General features: G+C 39.1%; 15 protein-coding genes. 12 read left to right on the top strand and 3 right to left on the bottom strand.

Features of this window, described 5'->3' with window-relative positions; translation table 11 throughout:
- Nucleotides 1–104 precede the first annotated feature (104 nt).
- From NFU46_RS02305 to NFU46_RS02285, 5 genes are all read left to right on the top strand, one after another.
- Nucleotides 105–635, top strand: a complete 531-nt coding sequence (locus NFU46_RS02305) for a cell division protein ZapC domain-containing protein (RefSeq protein WP_251599291.1) — start codon at nucleotides 105–107, stop codon at nucleotides 633–635.
- Nucleotides 636–713: 78 nt separating this feature from the next.
- Nucleotides 714–2,831, top strand: a complete 2,118-nt coding sequence (rlmKL, locus tag NFU46_RS02300) for a bifunctional 23S rRNA (guanine(2069)-N(7))-methyltransferase RlmK/23S rRNA (guanine(2445)-N(2))-methyltransferase RlmL (RefSeq protein ID WP_251599288.1) — start codon at nucleotides 714–716, stop codon at nucleotides 2,829–2,831.
- Nucleotides 2,824–3,057, top strand: a complete 234-nt coding sequence (locus NFU46_RS02295; RefSeq protein WP_251599284.1) for a glutaredoxin family protein — start codon at nucleotides 2,824–2,826, stop codon at nucleotides 3,055–3,057. The genes rlmKL and NFU46_RS02295 overlap by 8 nt, the downstream gene beginning before the upstream one ends.
- A gap of 14 nt (nucleotides 3,058–3,071) precedes the next feature.
- Entirely contained in the window at nucleotides 3,072–4,982 is a 1,911-nt protein-coding gene (locus tag NFU46_RS02290; protein ID WP_251599281.1) for an ABC transporter ATP-binding protein, read from the top strand.
- Between the two features lie 11 nt (nucleotides 4,983–4,993).
- Nucleotides 4,994–6,739 carry a DUF3466 family protein gene (locus tag NFU46_RS02285; protein WP_251599278.1) on the top strand — a complete coding sequence of 582 codons (1,746 nt, stop codon included), beginning with the start codon at nucleotides 4,994–4,996 and terminating at the stop codon, nucleotides 6,737–6,739.
- 80 nt (nucleotides 6,740–6,819) lie between these two features.
- Here NFU46_RS02285 and NFU46_RS02280 read toward each other — a convergent pair whose 3' ends face one another.
- Nucleotides 6,820–7,329 (bottom strand): DUF2062 domain-containing protein, encoded by a 510-nt coding sequence (locus tag NFU46_RS02280; protein WP_054561579.1) that lies wholly within the window; start codon nucleotides 7,327–7,329, stop codon nucleotides 6,820–6,822.
- A 96-nt stretch (nucleotides 7,330–7,425) separates the two neighbouring features.
- Between NFU46_RS02280 and NFU46_RS02275 the strand changes: the two genes are divergently transcribed.
- The 7 genes from NFU46_RS02275 to tcdA are packed head-to-tail and all read left to right on the top strand — an operon-like array spanning nucleotide 7,426 to nucleotide 14,760.
- The gene (locus NFU46_RS02275; RefSeq protein WP_251599275.1) at nucleotides 7,426–9,579 is read left to right on the top strand and encodes a DNA internalization-related competence protein ComEC/Rec2; all 2,154 of its coding nucleotides are present in this window, start codon (nucleotides 7,426–7,428) and stop codon (nucleotides 9,577–9,579) included.
- A 59-nt stretch (nucleotides 9,580–9,638) separates the two neighbouring features.
- A complete protein-coding gene (gene msbA, locus NFU46_RS02270; RefSeq protein WP_251599272.1) occupies nucleotides 9,639–11,381 on the top strand; it encodes a lipid A export permease/ATP-binding protein MsbA in 1,743 nt (580 codons plus the stop codon).
- Nucleotides 11,381–12,358, top strand: a complete 978-nt coding sequence (gene lpxK, locus NFU46_RS02265) for a tetraacyldisaccharide 4'-kinase (RefSeq protein WP_251599269.1) — start codon at nucleotides 11,381–11,383, stop codon at nucleotides 12,356–12,358. The genes msbA and lpxK overlap by 1 nt, the downstream gene beginning before the upstream one ends.
- Nucleotides 12,348–12,545, top strand: coding sequence for a Trm112 family protein (locus NFU46_RS02260; RefSeq protein WP_036968654.1), 198 nt, complete (start codon nucleotides 12,348–12,350; stop codon nucleotides 12,543–12,545). Before lpxK ends, NFU46_RS02260 begins: the two co-directional genes overlap by 11 nt.
- The gene (gene kdsB, locus NFU46_RS02255) at nucleotides 12,533–13,288 is read left to right on the top strand and encodes a 3-deoxy-manno-octulosonate cytidylyltransferase (protein WP_251599266.1); all 756 of its coding nucleotides are present in this window, start codon (nucleotides 12,533–12,535) and stop codon (nucleotides 13,286–13,288) included. Before NFU46_RS02260 ends, kdsB begins: the two co-directional genes overlap by 13 nt.
- A 2-nt stretch (nucleotides 13,289–13,290) precedes the next feature.
- Nucleotides 13,291–13,965, top strand: coding sequence for a TIGR01621 family pseudouridine synthase (locus NFU46_RS02250; RefSeq protein WP_063529407.1), 675 nt, complete (start codon nucleotides 13,291–13,293; stop codon nucleotides 13,963–13,965).
- Nucleotides 13,966–14,760: a tRNA cyclic N6-threonylcarbamoyladenosine(37) synthase TcdA gene (gene tcdA, locus NFU46_RS02245; RefSeq protein ID WP_054561573.1), complete on the top strand. Its 795-nt coding sequence runs from the start codon at nucleotides 13,966–13,968 to the stop codon at nucleotides 14,758–14,760. It begins immediately after the preceding gene.
- A gap of 3 nt (nucleotides 14,761–14,763) precedes the next feature.
- Here tcdA and NFU46_RS02240 read toward each other — a convergent pair whose 3' ends face one another.
- Together NFU46_RS02240 and NFU46_RS02235 are read right to left on the bottom strand one after the other, a co-directional pair.
- The gene (locus NFU46_RS02240; RefSeq protein WP_175082012.1) at nucleotides 14,764–15,177 is read right to left on the bottom strand and encodes a SufE family protein; all 414 of its coding nucleotides are present in this window, start codon (nucleotides 15,175–15,177) and stop codon (nucleotides 14,764–14,766) included.
- 13 nt (nucleotides 15,178–15,190) lie between these two features.
- Nucleotides 15,191–16,405: an aminotransferase class V-fold PLP-dependent enzyme gene (locus NFU46_RS02235; RefSeq protein ID WP_251599263.1), complete on the bottom strand. Its 1,215-nt coding sequence runs from the start codon at nucleotides 16,403–16,405 to the stop codon at nucleotides 15,191–15,193.
- Nucleotides 16,406–16,469 lie beyond the last annotated feature (64 nt).

The raw sequence follows: 16,469 nt of genomic DNA, 5'->3' as shown, positions 1-16,469 counted from the left end.
CAATTGATCATTAATAAAATGTTCTAAGAAATCATTTTATTAATGGTCTGCTTTAGTTATAATTTATGATTAAGCGCACAGTATTTATTCGTTAGGGAGGAGACATGTTACAAGCATCTAAGCAATGGAAATGGCTTGCTTGTGCAAAAAATAATCGTCTTTTGGTTGACCTAGACCAAGATATGCAACTGTGCACGCCTTACAAACTTCGCCAACTCACCGATGCTGTTTTACAAGAGCCTAACTTTAGCCTTGAAGACGCTGCATTTTATCAGCAAGTTTATCAATACCTCGAAACTTTCTCACTATGGAATCCTGCACAGCTTTGCCAAATCTCGCTAAATGCCACTGCGGTCAAATTTCATTTAAAGCCAGTACTTGCAAAAAGTTGGTTCTTTCATGAGTATCATGGCAGCCAGCCAAGTGTCGAAGCGGTTGTTAAATTGTGCTCACAGGCACAAGAAGGTGAGTTTTTAATTGTTGACCACTCAAGCGAAGCCTCAGTGTGTATTAACCTAAGCCAACACTTTCAACTAGACGAAAACCTTTCTCTTGAACAGTTTGAGGCTATTAAGGTTTTAAATAACCGTATCCATCCTGTTTATATTCAACAAAAACAGTTCAAATCAGCCTAATATCCCTGCAAATGTTGGCGTTTTTGTTCGCCAAGCTATGCTATAATCCTGCGCAATTAGCATTTAAGGGTTTTTACTTTGCAATTTATCGCACTTACTTCTATCGGAATAGAAAATTTACTTGTTGATGAGCTTACAGCACTAGGTGCAGAAGTCTCAAAACAAACCGTGGGCTCTGTACGTTTTGAAGCAGATAGCTTATTAGCACAAAAGATTTGTTTATCGAGCCGTTTTGCGACTCGTATCATGATGCTGATAGAAGAAAAAGAAGGCGTAAAAGACAAAGACAGCCTTTATCAATTTGCGCGCTTGCAGCCTTGGCAGGAGTGGTTTGGCCCTAAACAAACCTTTGCTGTTGATTTTAGTGGTACAAATAACGATTTAAAAAATACGCAATTTTCAGGTCTAGTTGTAAAAGATGCGATTGTTGATTACTTCGCGGATTTATTCGAGCAACGTCCTGATGTTGATAAATACAATGCCAATGTACGTGTTGTAGCAAGATTGAACCGTCAAGGTGTTGCGCTTTACATCGATTATTCAGGCCCGCGTTTATCTGAGCGTGGTTATCGTCAAGATCAAGGCAAAGCGCCGATTAAAGAGCATTTAGCTGCAGCCCTTGTAAAACGAAGTGGTTGGCTTGAAAACGTACAACAACCTTTATTCGATCCATGTTGTGGCTCTGGTACCATTTTAATTGAAGCTGCAAGCATGGCACGTAATGAAGCGCCGGGCTTATTCCGTGAAGGTTTTGCCTTTGAGCGCCTGCCTAGTTTCCGAATTCAAAAATACAAAGAATTAAAAGCAGAACTAACTGCACAAATTACAGATCCTAAACTTTGGCTTATTGGCCATGATATTGACGGCAGTGTTATTTCAAAAGCTCAAGAAAATGCAGAGCGTGCTGACCTTGGTAATGTGATTAAGTTTAAACAAAGCGATGCCACTAAGTTAACCTCCGTTGCGAAACTACCTGGTGTGGTGATTTCAAACTTACCTTATGGTGAACGTTTAGGCTCAATGGCTGAGCTGGTTAACTTACACCGTAGCTTAGGTGTTGGCTTAAAAAAGCACTTTAATCATTGGAAACTTGCTTTACTTGGCACTGACGAAAGCTTATTTAAGTTATTAAAGTTAGTTAAGTTAAAACGCTATAAGTTTAAAAATGGCCCGTTAGATGTTGTATTAAATCTTTACCAACTTGACGATAAACAAGTAGAACTTAGCAAAGAAGATAAGCCGGCTCTTAATTTTGAAGGTTCAACAGCCTTTGCAAACCGTTTAAAGAAAAATAAGCAAAATTTAAAGAATTGGTTAAAGCAAAATGAAGTAAGTTGCTACCGTGTTTATGATGCGGATATTCCAGAATATAACGTAGCTGTTGATGTATACGATGATTCAGCGGTTATTTTTGAATATGCTGCACCGAAAGAAATCGATGACAATACGGCTCAAAAACGTTTGCAAGATGTGATCAGCTTGACCGCTGAGCAGTTAAAGATAGCACCAGAAAATATTGCAGTTAAAGTGCGTAAAAAGCAAAAAGGTGAAGAGCAATATACCAAGGTAGCAAAACAAAATCGTACTCAAGTAGTTGAAGAGTTTGGCGCTAAATTCAAAGTAAACTTATTTGATTATTTAGATACTGGTTTGTTCTTAGATCACCGATTAGCTCGTCGTTATATCCAACAAAACGCACAAGGCAAACGTTTCTTAAACTTGTTTGCTTATACAGGCAGCGCATCTGTGCATGCTGCTGTGGGTGGTGCTAAAGCCATTACCACGGTTGATATGTCAAAAACCTACCTAAAGTGGGCGCAAGAAAACTTTGCTCTGAATGATATCAGTAATACACGTTATCGTTTTGAGCAAGCAGACTGCTTGAAGTGGCTTGAGTATGCACAAGGCCAATATGATTTAATTTTCTTAGATCCACCGACGTTCTCAAACTCAAAACGTATGAAAGATGCGTTTGATGTACAACGCGACCATATCAAATTACTTACCTGGGTTAAGAAAATTTTAAGCCCTAACGGTACGCTTATATTCTCAAATAATAAGCGTGGCTTTAGCATGGATGAAGTAGGGCTAATGGGTCTGGGTTTAAAAGCAGAAAACATTTCTGACAAGACTTTATCACCAGATTTTAAACGTAATAAGCAAATTCATAATAGCTGGCTTATTACCCATGGCTAACTTTACCCTGTACCACACTGATGGCTGTCATCTGTGTGAAATGGCCGATGAATTATTAATTGCTGCAAACGCTTCGTTTGTAGCAAAAGATATTATGGACAGTGAACAGCTGATTGAACTTTACCAAACCAGTATTCCGGTTGTGGAATCTCATCAAGGCGAGAAATTATTTTGGCCTTTTGATGCTGAGCAATTAGCGCAATTAATTGCTGATAATAAAGAATAAGAGTAGTAATCACGATGGATTTAATCAGAATAGCCAAAGCTCAACTCGCTTATGGTACACATCCGCTACTAGATGATGCCGATGCCGTTATTGAGTCAGGTGAGCGTGTTTGTATCGTTGGTCGAAACGGTGCAGGTAAATCAACACTACTAAAAGTGCTTGATGGCCAAGTGACATTGGATGATGGCGAAATCAACCAATTAGGCGGTATTCGCATATCTCGTTTAGAGCAAGATCCACCAAAAGGGGCGGCAGGCTCAGTATTTGATTATGTCGCGCAGGGCATGCCTGATATCGCTAACTTACTGATAGAATATCACCAAGTTAGTAATCAAATGCAAACTGACTATAACGATAAATTGCTTAACAAATTAGAGCGTTTATCTAATCAATTAGAAACCGTTGATGGCTGGCGTTTTGATACCAGAATTCAGCTCGTTTTATCTCGCTTAGAGCTAGACCCAGAAGCCAAGCTTGAATCATTATCAGGTGGTTGGCTACGTAAAGTTGCCCTTGCACGAGCCTTGGTTAGCGAACCCGATTTACTGCTACTTGATGAGCCTACCAACCACTTAGATATGAGTAGTGTTATTTGGCTTGAGCAGTTTTTAAAAGAGTTTAAAGGCGGTATCGTTTTTATTTCTCACGACCGTGCATTCATTCGAGCAGTTGCAACCCGTATTCTTGATTTAGACCGTGGTAAGCTGGTTTCGTACCCTGGCGATTATGCAACATACCTTGAACAAAAAGCGCATGATTTAAAAGTAGAAGAAACACAAAACGCATTATTTGATAAGCGCTTAGCAGAAGAAGAAGCATGGATCCGCCAAGGTATTAAAGCACGTAGAACGCGTAATGAAGGCCGTGTACGCGCTTTAAAAGAGTTACGTAAAGAGCGTAAGCAGCGTGTTGATCAAGTTGGTAAAACTGATTTCAATATTGAAACAGCAGATCGTTCAGGTAAATTAGTATTCGAAGCGAAAAACATCTGTCATGCATTTAAAGATAAAGTGATCGCAAAAGATTTCTCGACTCTTGTTATGCGTGGTGACCGTGTTGGCCTTGTTGGGCCAAATGGTATTGGTAAAACAACACTGCTTAAAATTTTATTTGGTGACTTAACACCAGATAGCGGTAGTGTTAAGCAAGGTGTTAACTTAGAGTTTGCTTATTTTGACCAGTATCGTCAAAAGCTTGATGAAGAAGCCACAGTACAAGATAACGTAGCTGAAGGTAAGCAAGAAGTGAAGATGGGCGGGCGCTCACGTCATGTGCTTGGTTACTTGCAAGACTTCTTATTTCCACCGGCAAGAGCGCGTACGCCAGTAAAAGCGCTTTCAGGTGGTGAGAAAAACCGCTTATTATTAGCAAAATTATTTTTAAAGCCATCTAACATTATTGTTCTCGATGAGCCAACCAATGACCTTGATATTGAAACTTTAGAGCTCTTAGAAGAGATCATCAACCAATATCAGGGCACTGTACTGATTGTAAGCCATGACCGTGAATTTATTGATAATACCTGTAATTCTGTATGGGCATTTGAAGGTAACGGCAAGATCACCGACATTGTTGGTGGCTATAGCGACTATGAAGCGTATGCAGCTCATTTAGCTGAGCAAGAAAAACAACAACAGCAACAAATTAAACAAGAAAAGCCAGCCGTTGTTAGCCAAGATAAAACACCAAAGAAAAGTAATAAACTCTCTTACAAATTAAAACTTGAATTAGAAGAATTACCCAGTAAAGTGGAACAACTTGAAAAAGCGTTAGACGCTCAGCAAGTTGTGGTTAATGACCCTGACTTTTTTAAGCAAGATGCTGCAATTACAACAGAAGCATTGAACCATTTAGCCGAGTTAGAGTCTGAGCTTGAAGCCGCTTTTGAGCGCTGGGAAGAACTCGAAGATTTAAAGAATCAGTAGTAAGGATTAAAATGAAATACAAATTACTCGCTGCCAGTATTTTAGCCACCCTAAGTACCTCAGCGATGAGCGCAACCTATAAATTAGAAGAATTAGGTGGTCTAGATGGCGCAAAACATAATTATGTAACAGATGTAAGTGAAAGTGGTCATATCATAGGTGTTGCTAATGGGTTATATAATTTTCCAATAGACATTTCTTATATAGATTTCACTGATTCATCAATTGAGTCATATTATGAGAATACAAAAGATGCCTATGAAGATATAGGTAAAGAAATTACCTTTACACTCGATGATATTGAAAATAACGATGCGGTTCATACGAATGCTGATGCTCATGCATTTATGCTTAGCTATATCACGAGTTCAAACCAGGGGCGCCTAACTGATTCTGAATTTCAAAAAGTATCCAATGGGGTTGCCACTGTATATACAAGTGAAGGCTCAACAGAACAAGTAATATTTGATGAACAATCTCTTGATTATGATGGATTAACCCGCTCGACTACAAACCTTCTAACAGCTGTTTCTGAAGATGGTGTTATGGTTGGTTGGGGAAGCGATCCTTATGAGAAAACGTCTTTTACTCAAACGGATGAAGATGAAGAAGAGACTCACTTTTTAAGAGACTTTCTCAGTCGAGCAATGGTGATCTCAGCATCAGGTGATAAAGTGCCACTAGCACCAGAATTTGATGAGTATGGTGGTTTTAGTGCTGCATACGACATAATTCAAACAAATAGTGGCTATGATGTCGTAGGCACTGTTTCAGTGGATATTGCAGAGGATCCTTTAGAGGATATTGAAGAAAAATGTGATGGTGAAGATGAACCTGTATCGGATTGTGTCGAGGTTTATAATAGAACTTACAGCAGTGGTATTTTTAACAAAAGAGCTGTTAAGTGGTCACTGGATAGCAATTTAAATGTAACTAATACAGAATTTTATGGCATTGGATTAACACCAGAAGATGATGAAGGTAACGCATTTAGAAGTAGTGCTTATCTTATTAACGAAAATGGATTAATCGCCGGAACATCAGATGTTCGCTACAAAGATACTGATACAGTAGTAACCATGCCAGTTGTTTTTGAGAACGGTGAAATTAAAGAGTTTTTAGACCAAGAAGATGGCTGGGACTCTGGTCAGGCTTTTGCTATTAATAATGACGATGTAATAGTTGGTTATGCCAACAAAATTATTGAAGGTGGTTACAGAACTAAGTTTTACTACTATGACAAAAAAAGTGGAAGTGTAGTTTTTCCAACTGATTTCTTCTCAAGCTCTAGTTCAGTTGCAAATGATATTAATGATAATGGTATTGTAGTTGGTCAAGGGGAAACTGACATCTATAATACATCATCACGTCGCCGTGAAGGTTTCATGTACACCATTGGTGAAGACTCAATTGTTAACTTAAACGACTTATTACCTTGTTATGAAGACGATGGTGAGACTCGTTATAAATACACAATAGCTGAAGCTAAAGCTATTAATAATGATAATGAGATTTTCGGGGTTGCGACTAAAACAGTTGAAAAGACCGATACATTCGGTAATGTAACGGTAGATGTTGATGGTAATATTGAATACGAAAGTATTGCAGTTGCTGTTAAGTTAACACCAATTGATGGCTCTGTTGAAGAGTGTCCTGCAGAAGAGATTGAACAATACGAGCGTCAATCAGCAAGCTTCCCTTGGTATGCATTATTGTTAGTACCATTTGCAGCTGCACGTCGCTTCTTTAAAAAGTAATCGTTTCGTAATCGAGACTTACTAGTCAATATTAAAAAACCCAGCGTGAAGCTGGGTTTTTTTGTCTATACTGAAATCAGTTATTTTTTATGGCGATGTATCCATGCTTTACGGACTGAGCGTTTCCAAAGCATGTCGGTACCAAAATAACCAATGATTGCCGCAGCTGTTGCACAAATAAATGAGCCAACTAAAAAGGCTGGGCCAATTGTTGTAAGACTATCTATAAACCATTGCCAGCTTGGTTCAAATTGGAAGTGCTGCTGTGGTTGAGCAAGGGCAATCGTGCCTACAATATATGAGCAATAGAAAATAGGAGGCATGGTTAGTGGGTTAGTGATCCACACTGTTGCAACAGAAATCGGTAAATTTACTCGAAATGGAATAGCCAGGGCGGCTGCAAGAACCATTTGAAAAGGAACAGGGATGAACGCAAAAAATAAACCAACCGCAAATGCACCGCGTGCTGAGCGTCTATTTAAGTGCCATAAATTGGCATCATGCAATAAACGACCAAAAATTCTTAAATACTTGTGTTCTTTTACCTTGTTATGATCAGGTAAAAAGCGTTGGATCGTTTTCTTAGCCATTTAAAGCAACCATTTACATCTATTTGGTTATGCAGCGGCTTTGTCATAGGCTGTTTTTTCACCCTATATACATTTGGCACTGCGGCGTTTTATATAATGAGTTTTGCTGTATTGCTAGCAGGTGCCTATTTTAAGCCTTTTTTAACTCTATTGTCAGGGTTTATTTGCGCTATTTTAGTAGTGATTTTTCATTACTTCATCTTTTACTCCATCTCTAATTGTAAAATCGATTATCAACAAAGCCGATTAGTTCGATTTGAGGTAGTTGAAACTTACAGTGAACAAAGCCCTTATTACATTAAAGCAAAGTTGAAAAATATTGAATCTTGCCCTACAGGCATGCGACCTGCTCCTAATGCAATGCTAAGCATTACTTCAGATAAACCTGTTACTAGTGGAGATGAATTAAGCGCAGAACTTAAACTTAAACCTTACAGGTCAGTAAAAAATTTCTATAGTTTTGATAGAGAGCGGCAAGCATTACTTGAGCGAGTATTTTATAAAGGCCGAAGCGTAGGGGAGATAAGCTATTTAAATCATCATCGATATGACTCCCTTCGAGTGAGTTACCACACATATATTGAAAAAGTGACGGCAAACACCCAATTACAATGGCTTTATTATGCGCTTTTAACCGGTGACAGAAGTAAAATAAGCTATGAAGATAGAAAACACCTACGTGAATTAGGCTTGTCGCATCTGCTTGCTATTTCAGGTCTTCATATCGGACTTATCTTTGCAGTCGGCTTTTATAGTAGTAAGTGGCTGTTAAGAGTGAGTCATTTACGCGTAAGACAATCAATTCAATTAAATAAGTTATTTGTTTTTGTAGGATTCTGTTGCTCGTTTATCTATGTCTACTTAAGTGATTTTATAGTTTCCGCAAGCCGAGCGCTGCTGATGTTAGGCTGTTACCTTGTTATTTATAACCTAGGGAAAAACCCAGTGCGTTGGCGTTCAATTTTGTACGCCTTGAGTGTTGTGTTGTTTATAGACCCATTTGCACTTTTAAACCCCGGGCTCTATTTCAGTTTTTTGGCTGTTACGATCATCTTTCTACTGACTAAAAACACAGTTAATTTGTCACTTGGTTTTTTAAACCGATTTGCACAGCTACTGCAAGTTCAGTGCGCTTTATTTGTCGGTTTACTGCCTCTATCCTTATATTACTTCTCAGGCACTAGCGTCATAGGTTTATTGATTAACCTCATTGCCGTGCCCTTGGTAGGTTTACTATTATTGCCTTTGTTACTTTTTTATAGTTTGGTTTCTAGCGTACTGGATATTTCTGGTTTGTTATCACTCGTCGACAGTGCGCTGTATTATGGCTATCAATTACTACTCTCTATCCCTAATGGCTGGCGTTGGTTCTCGCTCAATGAGTTTAGTTTTTCATTATTGATCATAAGTTACATATCACTTCTGCTGTTGTACTTTAGTCCAAATAAATATGTGTGCTTAATTCCTGTTTGTGTATATGTCGTTGATAGTGAATTACAGCCAGAAGCTAAGTTTCAGTTAGATGTGTTTGATGTAGGGCATGGCTTAATGGTGATGGTAAGCCACAAAAACAAAGCGATAATTTATGATTTAGGGCCACAGTACTTTGGCCGTTATGATTATGTACACCGTGTATTACTCAACAACATCATTAAACAACAGTTATCTGTTATCGCAACAATTATAAGCCACTTAGATAACGACCATTCTGGCGGTTTAACAAGTTGGCAAATGGCGGGGTTTCAAGACACTCTAGCTATCTTTCATCCTCAGGGGCTGGGAAATAAGTGCAAAACAACAACACTCAAGCTTGATGAGCTTAATATCAGAAGTTTTATAGCAAAGGTAGAAAATGCGAGTCGTAATGATCAGTCGTGTTTATTAAAAGTAACGGGTTTTAATTACTCAGTGTTACTGACTGGGGATATATCCGCAGCGGCAGAAACTAAGCTTGTTGAAGCGGGGAAGGATTTACGAGCGACTATTTTAATAAGCCCCCATCATGGTAGTAATACTTCTTCCAGTTATAAATTTATAGGTGCAGTAAACCCTGAAGTAGTTATCCATTCATCTGCTTATCAAGGGCAATGGCGCTTTCCTCATCCTGAGGTTGTAAATCGTTATAACCAACACCATATACAGCAGTTATCGACGGCAGAATATGGCCATATACGCATAAAATTTTACGAAGATAAATATCGCTTAGAATTTGCGCGAGAGCAGGAAAGTTATTGGTTCGAACAAGATTGACGTTTTGTTTTTACCCCCTAAAGGCTACAATAGTCGAAGTCTATGAATAAGAGAGTGTTATGGATCAAACTACATCCCAAATCTATAAGCGATTAATCAGTTATGTGGGTGATTATAAGTTAATCGCGTTTTTCGCTATTGTAGGCATGATTGGCTATTCAGCCATGGATGCATTGTTTATAAATTTAATGAAGCCCTTCATTGATGAAGGTTTAAATGATCGTAACACTGATGTTTTAACTTATGCACCATTTGTTGTAATTGCATTGGTATTAGGTCGTGGCATGTTTAACTATATGTCGTCGTACTGTTTAAGTTATGTAGGCTCTCAAGTTGTAAGAACGTTGCGCCAACAATTATTCGAACATATTTTACATCTGCCGGTGTCTTTTCATGATAAAAATTCAAATGGCGATTTAATCTCTAAAATCACCTTTGATACTGAGCAGGTTCAACAAGCCATTACTAAAGCCTTGTTAATTGTTGTAAGGGAAGGGGCCTTTGTTGTTTTCTTACTATTTAATATGTTTTATACCAGTTGGAAGCTATCACTGATATTTTTAGTCATTATTCCGCTGGTGGCCGTGATCGTTGCCTTTGTATCGAAACGTTTTCGTATGATTTCGAAAAAAATCCAATCTGCTATGGGCCAAGTAACTCGCAGTTCAGAGCAAATGCTATCTGGTCACAAGGTGATTCATGGCTTTGGTGGTCAACAGCAAGAGATATCGCAATTCTCGGCTATTAATAATCATAATCGTCAGCAGCGCATTAAAATGGATGCAACTAAAGCGTTAAGCGTTTCTGTTATCCAAATTTTGGCAGCAAGCGCGATGGCCGTGATTTTATGGGTTGTGTCTATGCCGTCGATGATTGATACCATCAGTTCAGGTGACTTCGTATTACTTATTTCATCAATGATGATGTTATTACGCCCACTGAAGCAACTTTCTAACGTTAATAGCGATTTACAACGTGGTATTTCGGCAGCGCAAAGTATCTTTTTAGTACTTGATGAAGAAGTAGAAAAAGACACTGGCACTTACAGCGTTGACAAAGTAACTGGGAAAATTGAAGTGAACAATGTGACCTTTAAATACCCAACGAAAGATGAGCCTGTATTAAAGAATTTATCTCTTTCGATTAATGCAGGCGAAAGCATCGCATTGGTTGGCCGTTCTGGCTCAGGTAAATCGACCATCTCAAATTTATTACCGCGTTATTATGAGCTTGAAGGTGACAGTGAAATTTTGCTTGATGGCGTCAACATTGCTGATTACAAACTGACAGACTTACGTAAGCAATTTGCACTGGTATCTCAGCAAGTGGTTTTATTTAACGACACTATTACGAATAACATTTGCTATGGCCTTGAGCGCGAATTAACAAACGAGGAGTTAATGGCGGTTGCCAAGCAAGCCCATGTTTGGGAGTTTGTTAAAGACTTACCAGAAGGTTTAGATACCATGGTGGGTGAAAACGGCGTTATGTTATCAGGCGGTCAGCGTCAGCGAATAGCCATTGCTCGTGCAATATTAAAAGATGCCCCTATTTTGATTCTTGATGAAGCGACATCTGCGCTTGATACTGAATCTGAAAAACTGATCCAGCAAGCACTTGATAGCTTAATGAAAGAAAAAACATCGATTGTGATAGCACACCGTTTATCAACAATAGAAAACAGTGATTGCATTTATGTCATCGACCATGGTCAAGTTATCGAAAAGGGCACGCATGGCGAGCTACTTGAAAAAGACGGTACCTATAGTGCGTTATGTAAGATGCAGTTTGGTGAGCAGTAGTGAGTGTTATTGAAAAAAGCTGGTATAAAAAGCCAGGCTTACTCAGCGTTTTGCTGTTACCTTTCAGTGTGCTTTTTTGGCTTATCTCAACGCTTCGTGCTTTGTTATATAAGCTTAATATACTAAAAGCATTTAAAGCGCATCTTCCTGTCATTGTTGTGGGTAACATTAGTATCGGTGGAAACGGCAAAACGCCATTTGTTATTTGGCTTGCTGAGTACTTACAGCAGCAAGGTTTAAAAGTGGCTGTGATCAGCCGTGGCTATGGTGGTCAGTCTGATTCGTATCCTTTGTTAGTGACTGAACAAACGACGACAACGCAAGCGGGTGACGAACCAGTACTTATTAAACGCCGCCTAGGTTGTGTTGTAATGGTTGGCCCTGACCGACAAGCGAGTATAAAAAAATTAGAACAACATGATATCGATGTCATTATTTCTGACGATGGTATGCAGCATTATAAAATGGCGCGTGATATCGAATGTTGTATCGTTGATAGTGAACGCCAATTTGGTAACGGTTTATTAATGCCGGCAGGTCCACTTCGTGAAACCAAAGCGCGCTTAAAATCGGTTGATTTAGTCATAGAAAATGGTGGCAGGGCTCAAAGCCGCTATGATTTAACATCAAGCCCATTTCGTACCGTGAGTAATTCAGAACTCGCCAATTCAGTTCAAGATAAAGGCCATGCGGTCAGTGCTATTGGTAACCCCAAACGCTTTGAAATAAGTCTTGAGCAGCAAGGCATTAACTTACTATCAACTCATCATTTTCGTGATCATTATGCCTACCAAGCAAATGACTTTAGCGATTTTGCAGATGACGCTGTATTTATGACAGAAAAAGATGCAGTTAAATGCTTTAGTTTTGCTAAACCAAATTGGTATTATTTACCTGTTGATGCAAAGCCAACAGCAGCAGTTATCGAAAAACTTAATTTATTATTAAAACAAAAAGGGATCCTCAATGGCCTTTGATACAAAATTACTTGAAATTATCGCTTGCCCAGTGTGTAAAGGTAAACTACGTCTTGATAAAGAAAATCAAGAGCTTATCAGTACTGCTGCGAAACTAGCGTACCCAATCAAAGACGATATCCCGGTGCTTTTAGAAAATGAAGCCCGTGAATTAAGCCAAGAAGAGGTTGATAAGTGGAATTCGTAGTCGTTATCCCAGCTCGCTACGCATCGACGCGTTTACCAGGTAAACCACTTGCTGATATTTGTGGTAAACCAATGATCCAACATGTTTATGAAAAAGCGGTTGCATCAGGTGCATCACACGTTTATGTAGCGACTGATCATCAAACTGTGTTTGATGCAGTAAAGAAGTTTACTGATAATGTATTGATGACACGAGAAGATCACCAATCAGGCACAGAGCGTTTAGCTGAAGTTGTTGAACAGTTAAAACTTGAAAGTGACACTATTGTTGTCAACGTGCAAGGTGATGAGCCTTTATTGGCAAGCGAAAATGTATCTCAAGTTGCCATGCTACTTGCAGATTCTGATGCGCCAATGGCGACTTTGAGCACCAGTATTGATGAGATTGACGATATATTTAATCCCAACTGTGTAAAAGTCATTAACGATGCAGACAACAATGCACTGTATTTTTCGCGTTCGCCAATCCCTTATCACCGTGATGCGATGATGAATGATAACCGAGATAAGCTAGATCTTGCTGATTTTGCGCGCCATATTGGTATTTATGCTTATCGTGCTGGCTTTATTAAGGACTACATCGAATTACCAGAATCTCGATTAGAGCTTTTAGAGTCATTAGAGCAGCTTCGCGTACTTTATCATGGTCACAAAATTAAAATCGCAAAAGCTCTGTGTGCACCGCAAGCAGGCGTAGATACCCCTGAAGACTTAGCGCGCGTTATTGCAGTGCTTGGCAACTAAAAATGCATGATGTAAACAATGTTCATCTTCATGCCAGTGAAGATGACTTCTTTGTTTTCTATAAACCAGCAGGTGTGAGCTTTCATAGTGAACAATGTGCTGGTTTTGTCGTACTTGCTGAAGAGCTTGTTAATGAGAAGCTCTATCCTGTTCATAGGCTAGATAAAGTAACATCAGGTTTAATTATATTAGCCCGTAACAAAGAAGCAGCAGCCGAATTCACTTCGCTATTTTCTGATCATAAAATAAATAAGTTTTATCTAGCCGTAAGTGATGCTAAGCCTAAGAAAAAGCAAGGTTGGATAAAAGGGGATATGCAGAAAAGTCGTCGTGGTGCATTTAAGCTGTTAAAGAGCCAAACGAATCCTGCTATCACACGCTTTTACTCAAAAAGTATTCGACCAGGGCTTCGTGCATACTTGTTAAAGCCATTCTCTGGTAAGACACATCAGCTTAGAGTCGCGATGAAAAGCTTAGGCGCTCCAATTCTAGGTGATAGTACCTATGCTGGTAGTAAAGACGAGCGCACAAACTTGCATGCCTATGCACTACAATTTAGCTATAAAGAGCAGCTTAAAGAGTATCGATGTGATTACACTTTAGGTACTCATCTTAATGAAGTTTTTAACTCAGACGAATTCAAAGAGTGGACAGCTCCTTGGACGTTGGATTGGTAAATGAAAGAAACAACACAAGACATTCGTTTTGGTGGCATTAAACGTTTATATGGTCATCAACAATTTGATTGGTTACAACAAGCACATTTTTGTGTCATTGGTATTGGTGGCGTAGGTAGTTGGGCTGCTGAAGCATTGGCTCGAACGGGTGTAGGGCAACTAACCCTCATTGATTTAGATGATATTTGTGCAACCAATGTTAATCGTCAAATTCATGCTTTAACTGGCACCGTAGGCGAAGCAAAAGTAGAAGCGATGAAAACACGTTGTGAGCTTATAAATCCAGATATCAAAATTAATGTTATTGACGATTTCATTACGCTAGATAACATTCGTGAGCATATTCAAGGTTTTGACTATGTGATTGATTGTATTGATGCTGTAAAAGAAAAAGCTGCGCTTATTGCTCACTGTAAACGCATAAAACTACCGGTTATTACAACCGGAGGCGCAGGCGGGCAAACCGACCCTAGTCAAATCAGTTTTGGTGACGTTGCAAAGACAACCCATGATCCATTGCTTGCAAAAGTACGTTATATTTTGCGAAAACAGTACAACTTTAGTAGCAATCCAAAGCGAAAATTTAACGTCGATTGTGTTTATTCTACAGAGCAGCTTGTATATCCAACCTCTGAAGGTGAGGTTTGCCAAGCAAAACAAGGTGCAGATGGTTCAATGAATATGGACTGTAATAATGGTTTTGGCTCTGCAACCATGGTGACAGGCAGCTTTGGCTTTTTTGTTGCAGCCAAAGCGATTAGAAAATACCTTGATAAAAAACAGCGTAGTTTATAAAACTTATTGTTTTTGTTCAGCCATGGTTTGAATTTTATCAACCATGGCTTTAATACCATTACCACGAGAAGGGCTCAAATGGCTAATTAGACCGAGTCGTTCAAATTCATCATAGGCATTAATTTGCGTTGCTTGCTCCGGTGTTAGGCCATTGTATAAGGCTAAAATTAAAGCCAATAGTCCTTTAACGATACGAGTATCTGAATCGCCCGCTAAAACTAGGCTGTTTTCTGTATGATCAAAGTCGATATACAGCCACACTTTACTTTCACAGCCTTTAACAAGGGCATCATCTACTTTGAGTACTTCAGGCATAACAGGTAATTGCTTACCTAAGAGCATTATTTGGCGATATTTTTGCTGCCAGCCTGCAGCTGTTTCAATGTTTTTACTAACGGCTTCAAACGCTGAATTCATAACTTATCCAAAATTAATCTAATAACTCAATACTACTTTTAACAGCACTGATAAAGGCGTCTACATCAGCTTTATTGTTATATAACGCAAAACTTGCTCGTACAGTCCCAGGTATACCTAAATGGCTCATTATAGGTTGTGTACAATGATGGCCACTACGCACGGCAACGCCAAATCCATCAAGTAGGGTGGCTAAATCAAACGGATGTTCATCGCGATAATTAAAACTAATGTTACCGATGTTATCTGTTTGGTTTGAATAGATATTAATACCATCAATAGCTGATAATTGTTTTATCGCATAGTCAAAAACTGTATGCTCATGTTGACGCATTTGCTGAAAATCTAACGATATTAAATAATTTATTGCCTCACTAAAGGCAATGACACCTGCAATATTCGGTGTTCCTGCTTCAAATTTACCCGGCGCATCACGAAAAGTGCTGTGTGTTAGGTTCACTGTTTCGATCATTTCGCCACCGGTTTGATATACATCGAGCGAATTTAACAGCTCAAATCGGCCATATAGGCCTCCTAAACCTGTCGGCCCGAGCATTTTATGGGCAGAAAATACGTAAAAATCACAGGAAATTTCTTGTAAATTAGGGCGTAAATGCATCGCTGCCTGCGCACCATCAATAACAGAAATAGCATTAATGGCTTTACATGCGCTAATGATTGGCGCTAAATCAGTGATATTCCCAAGGGTATTTGATGCATGGGTAATAGCGACTATTTTAGGCTTTTGTTGCTTGATAAATTCACTACAGTGCACGCTATTAATAGTTAAATCATTTTCTATCGGCAAAATAATGACTTCTACACCGTTACGCTGTGCTAGCTGTTGCCAAGGGACGATGTTGGCGTGGTGTTCAATAGCAGATATGGCGATTTTATCGCCAGGACTAAGCTTCGAAGCCAGACCATTTGCGATTAAATTAATCGATTCGGTTGCTCCTTTGGTCCACACTATCTCATTATTTTTTACAGAAAAATAATCTGCAAGTAGCGTTCGGGTATGTTCATATTGGCGTGTCGCGTTTTCACTGAGTGTATGGCGGCCGCGGTGCACATTGGCGTTCTCGTGGCTATAAAAACGGCTAAGAGCATTAATAACTGCCTGTGGCTTTTGCGAGGTAGCCGCTGAGTCTAAATACACCAAAGGCTGCTCATTGACTGTTTCATTCAGTATGGGAAAGTCAGCACGTATTTTTGTGATATCGAACATGAAAGGCCTTAAGCTACAAGAATGCGACGATTTTAATTACTTTGCACAAATAGACAAGTGCAGG

The sequence above is a fragment of the Pseudoalteromonas sp. NCCP-2140 genome, from assembly GCF_023708065.1.
Classification (GTDB): Bacteria; Pseudomonadota; Gammaproteobacteria; order Enterobacterales; family Alteromonadaceae; genus Pseudoalteromonas.
This window is presented reverse-complemented; position numbering and strand designations above follow the sequence as displayed.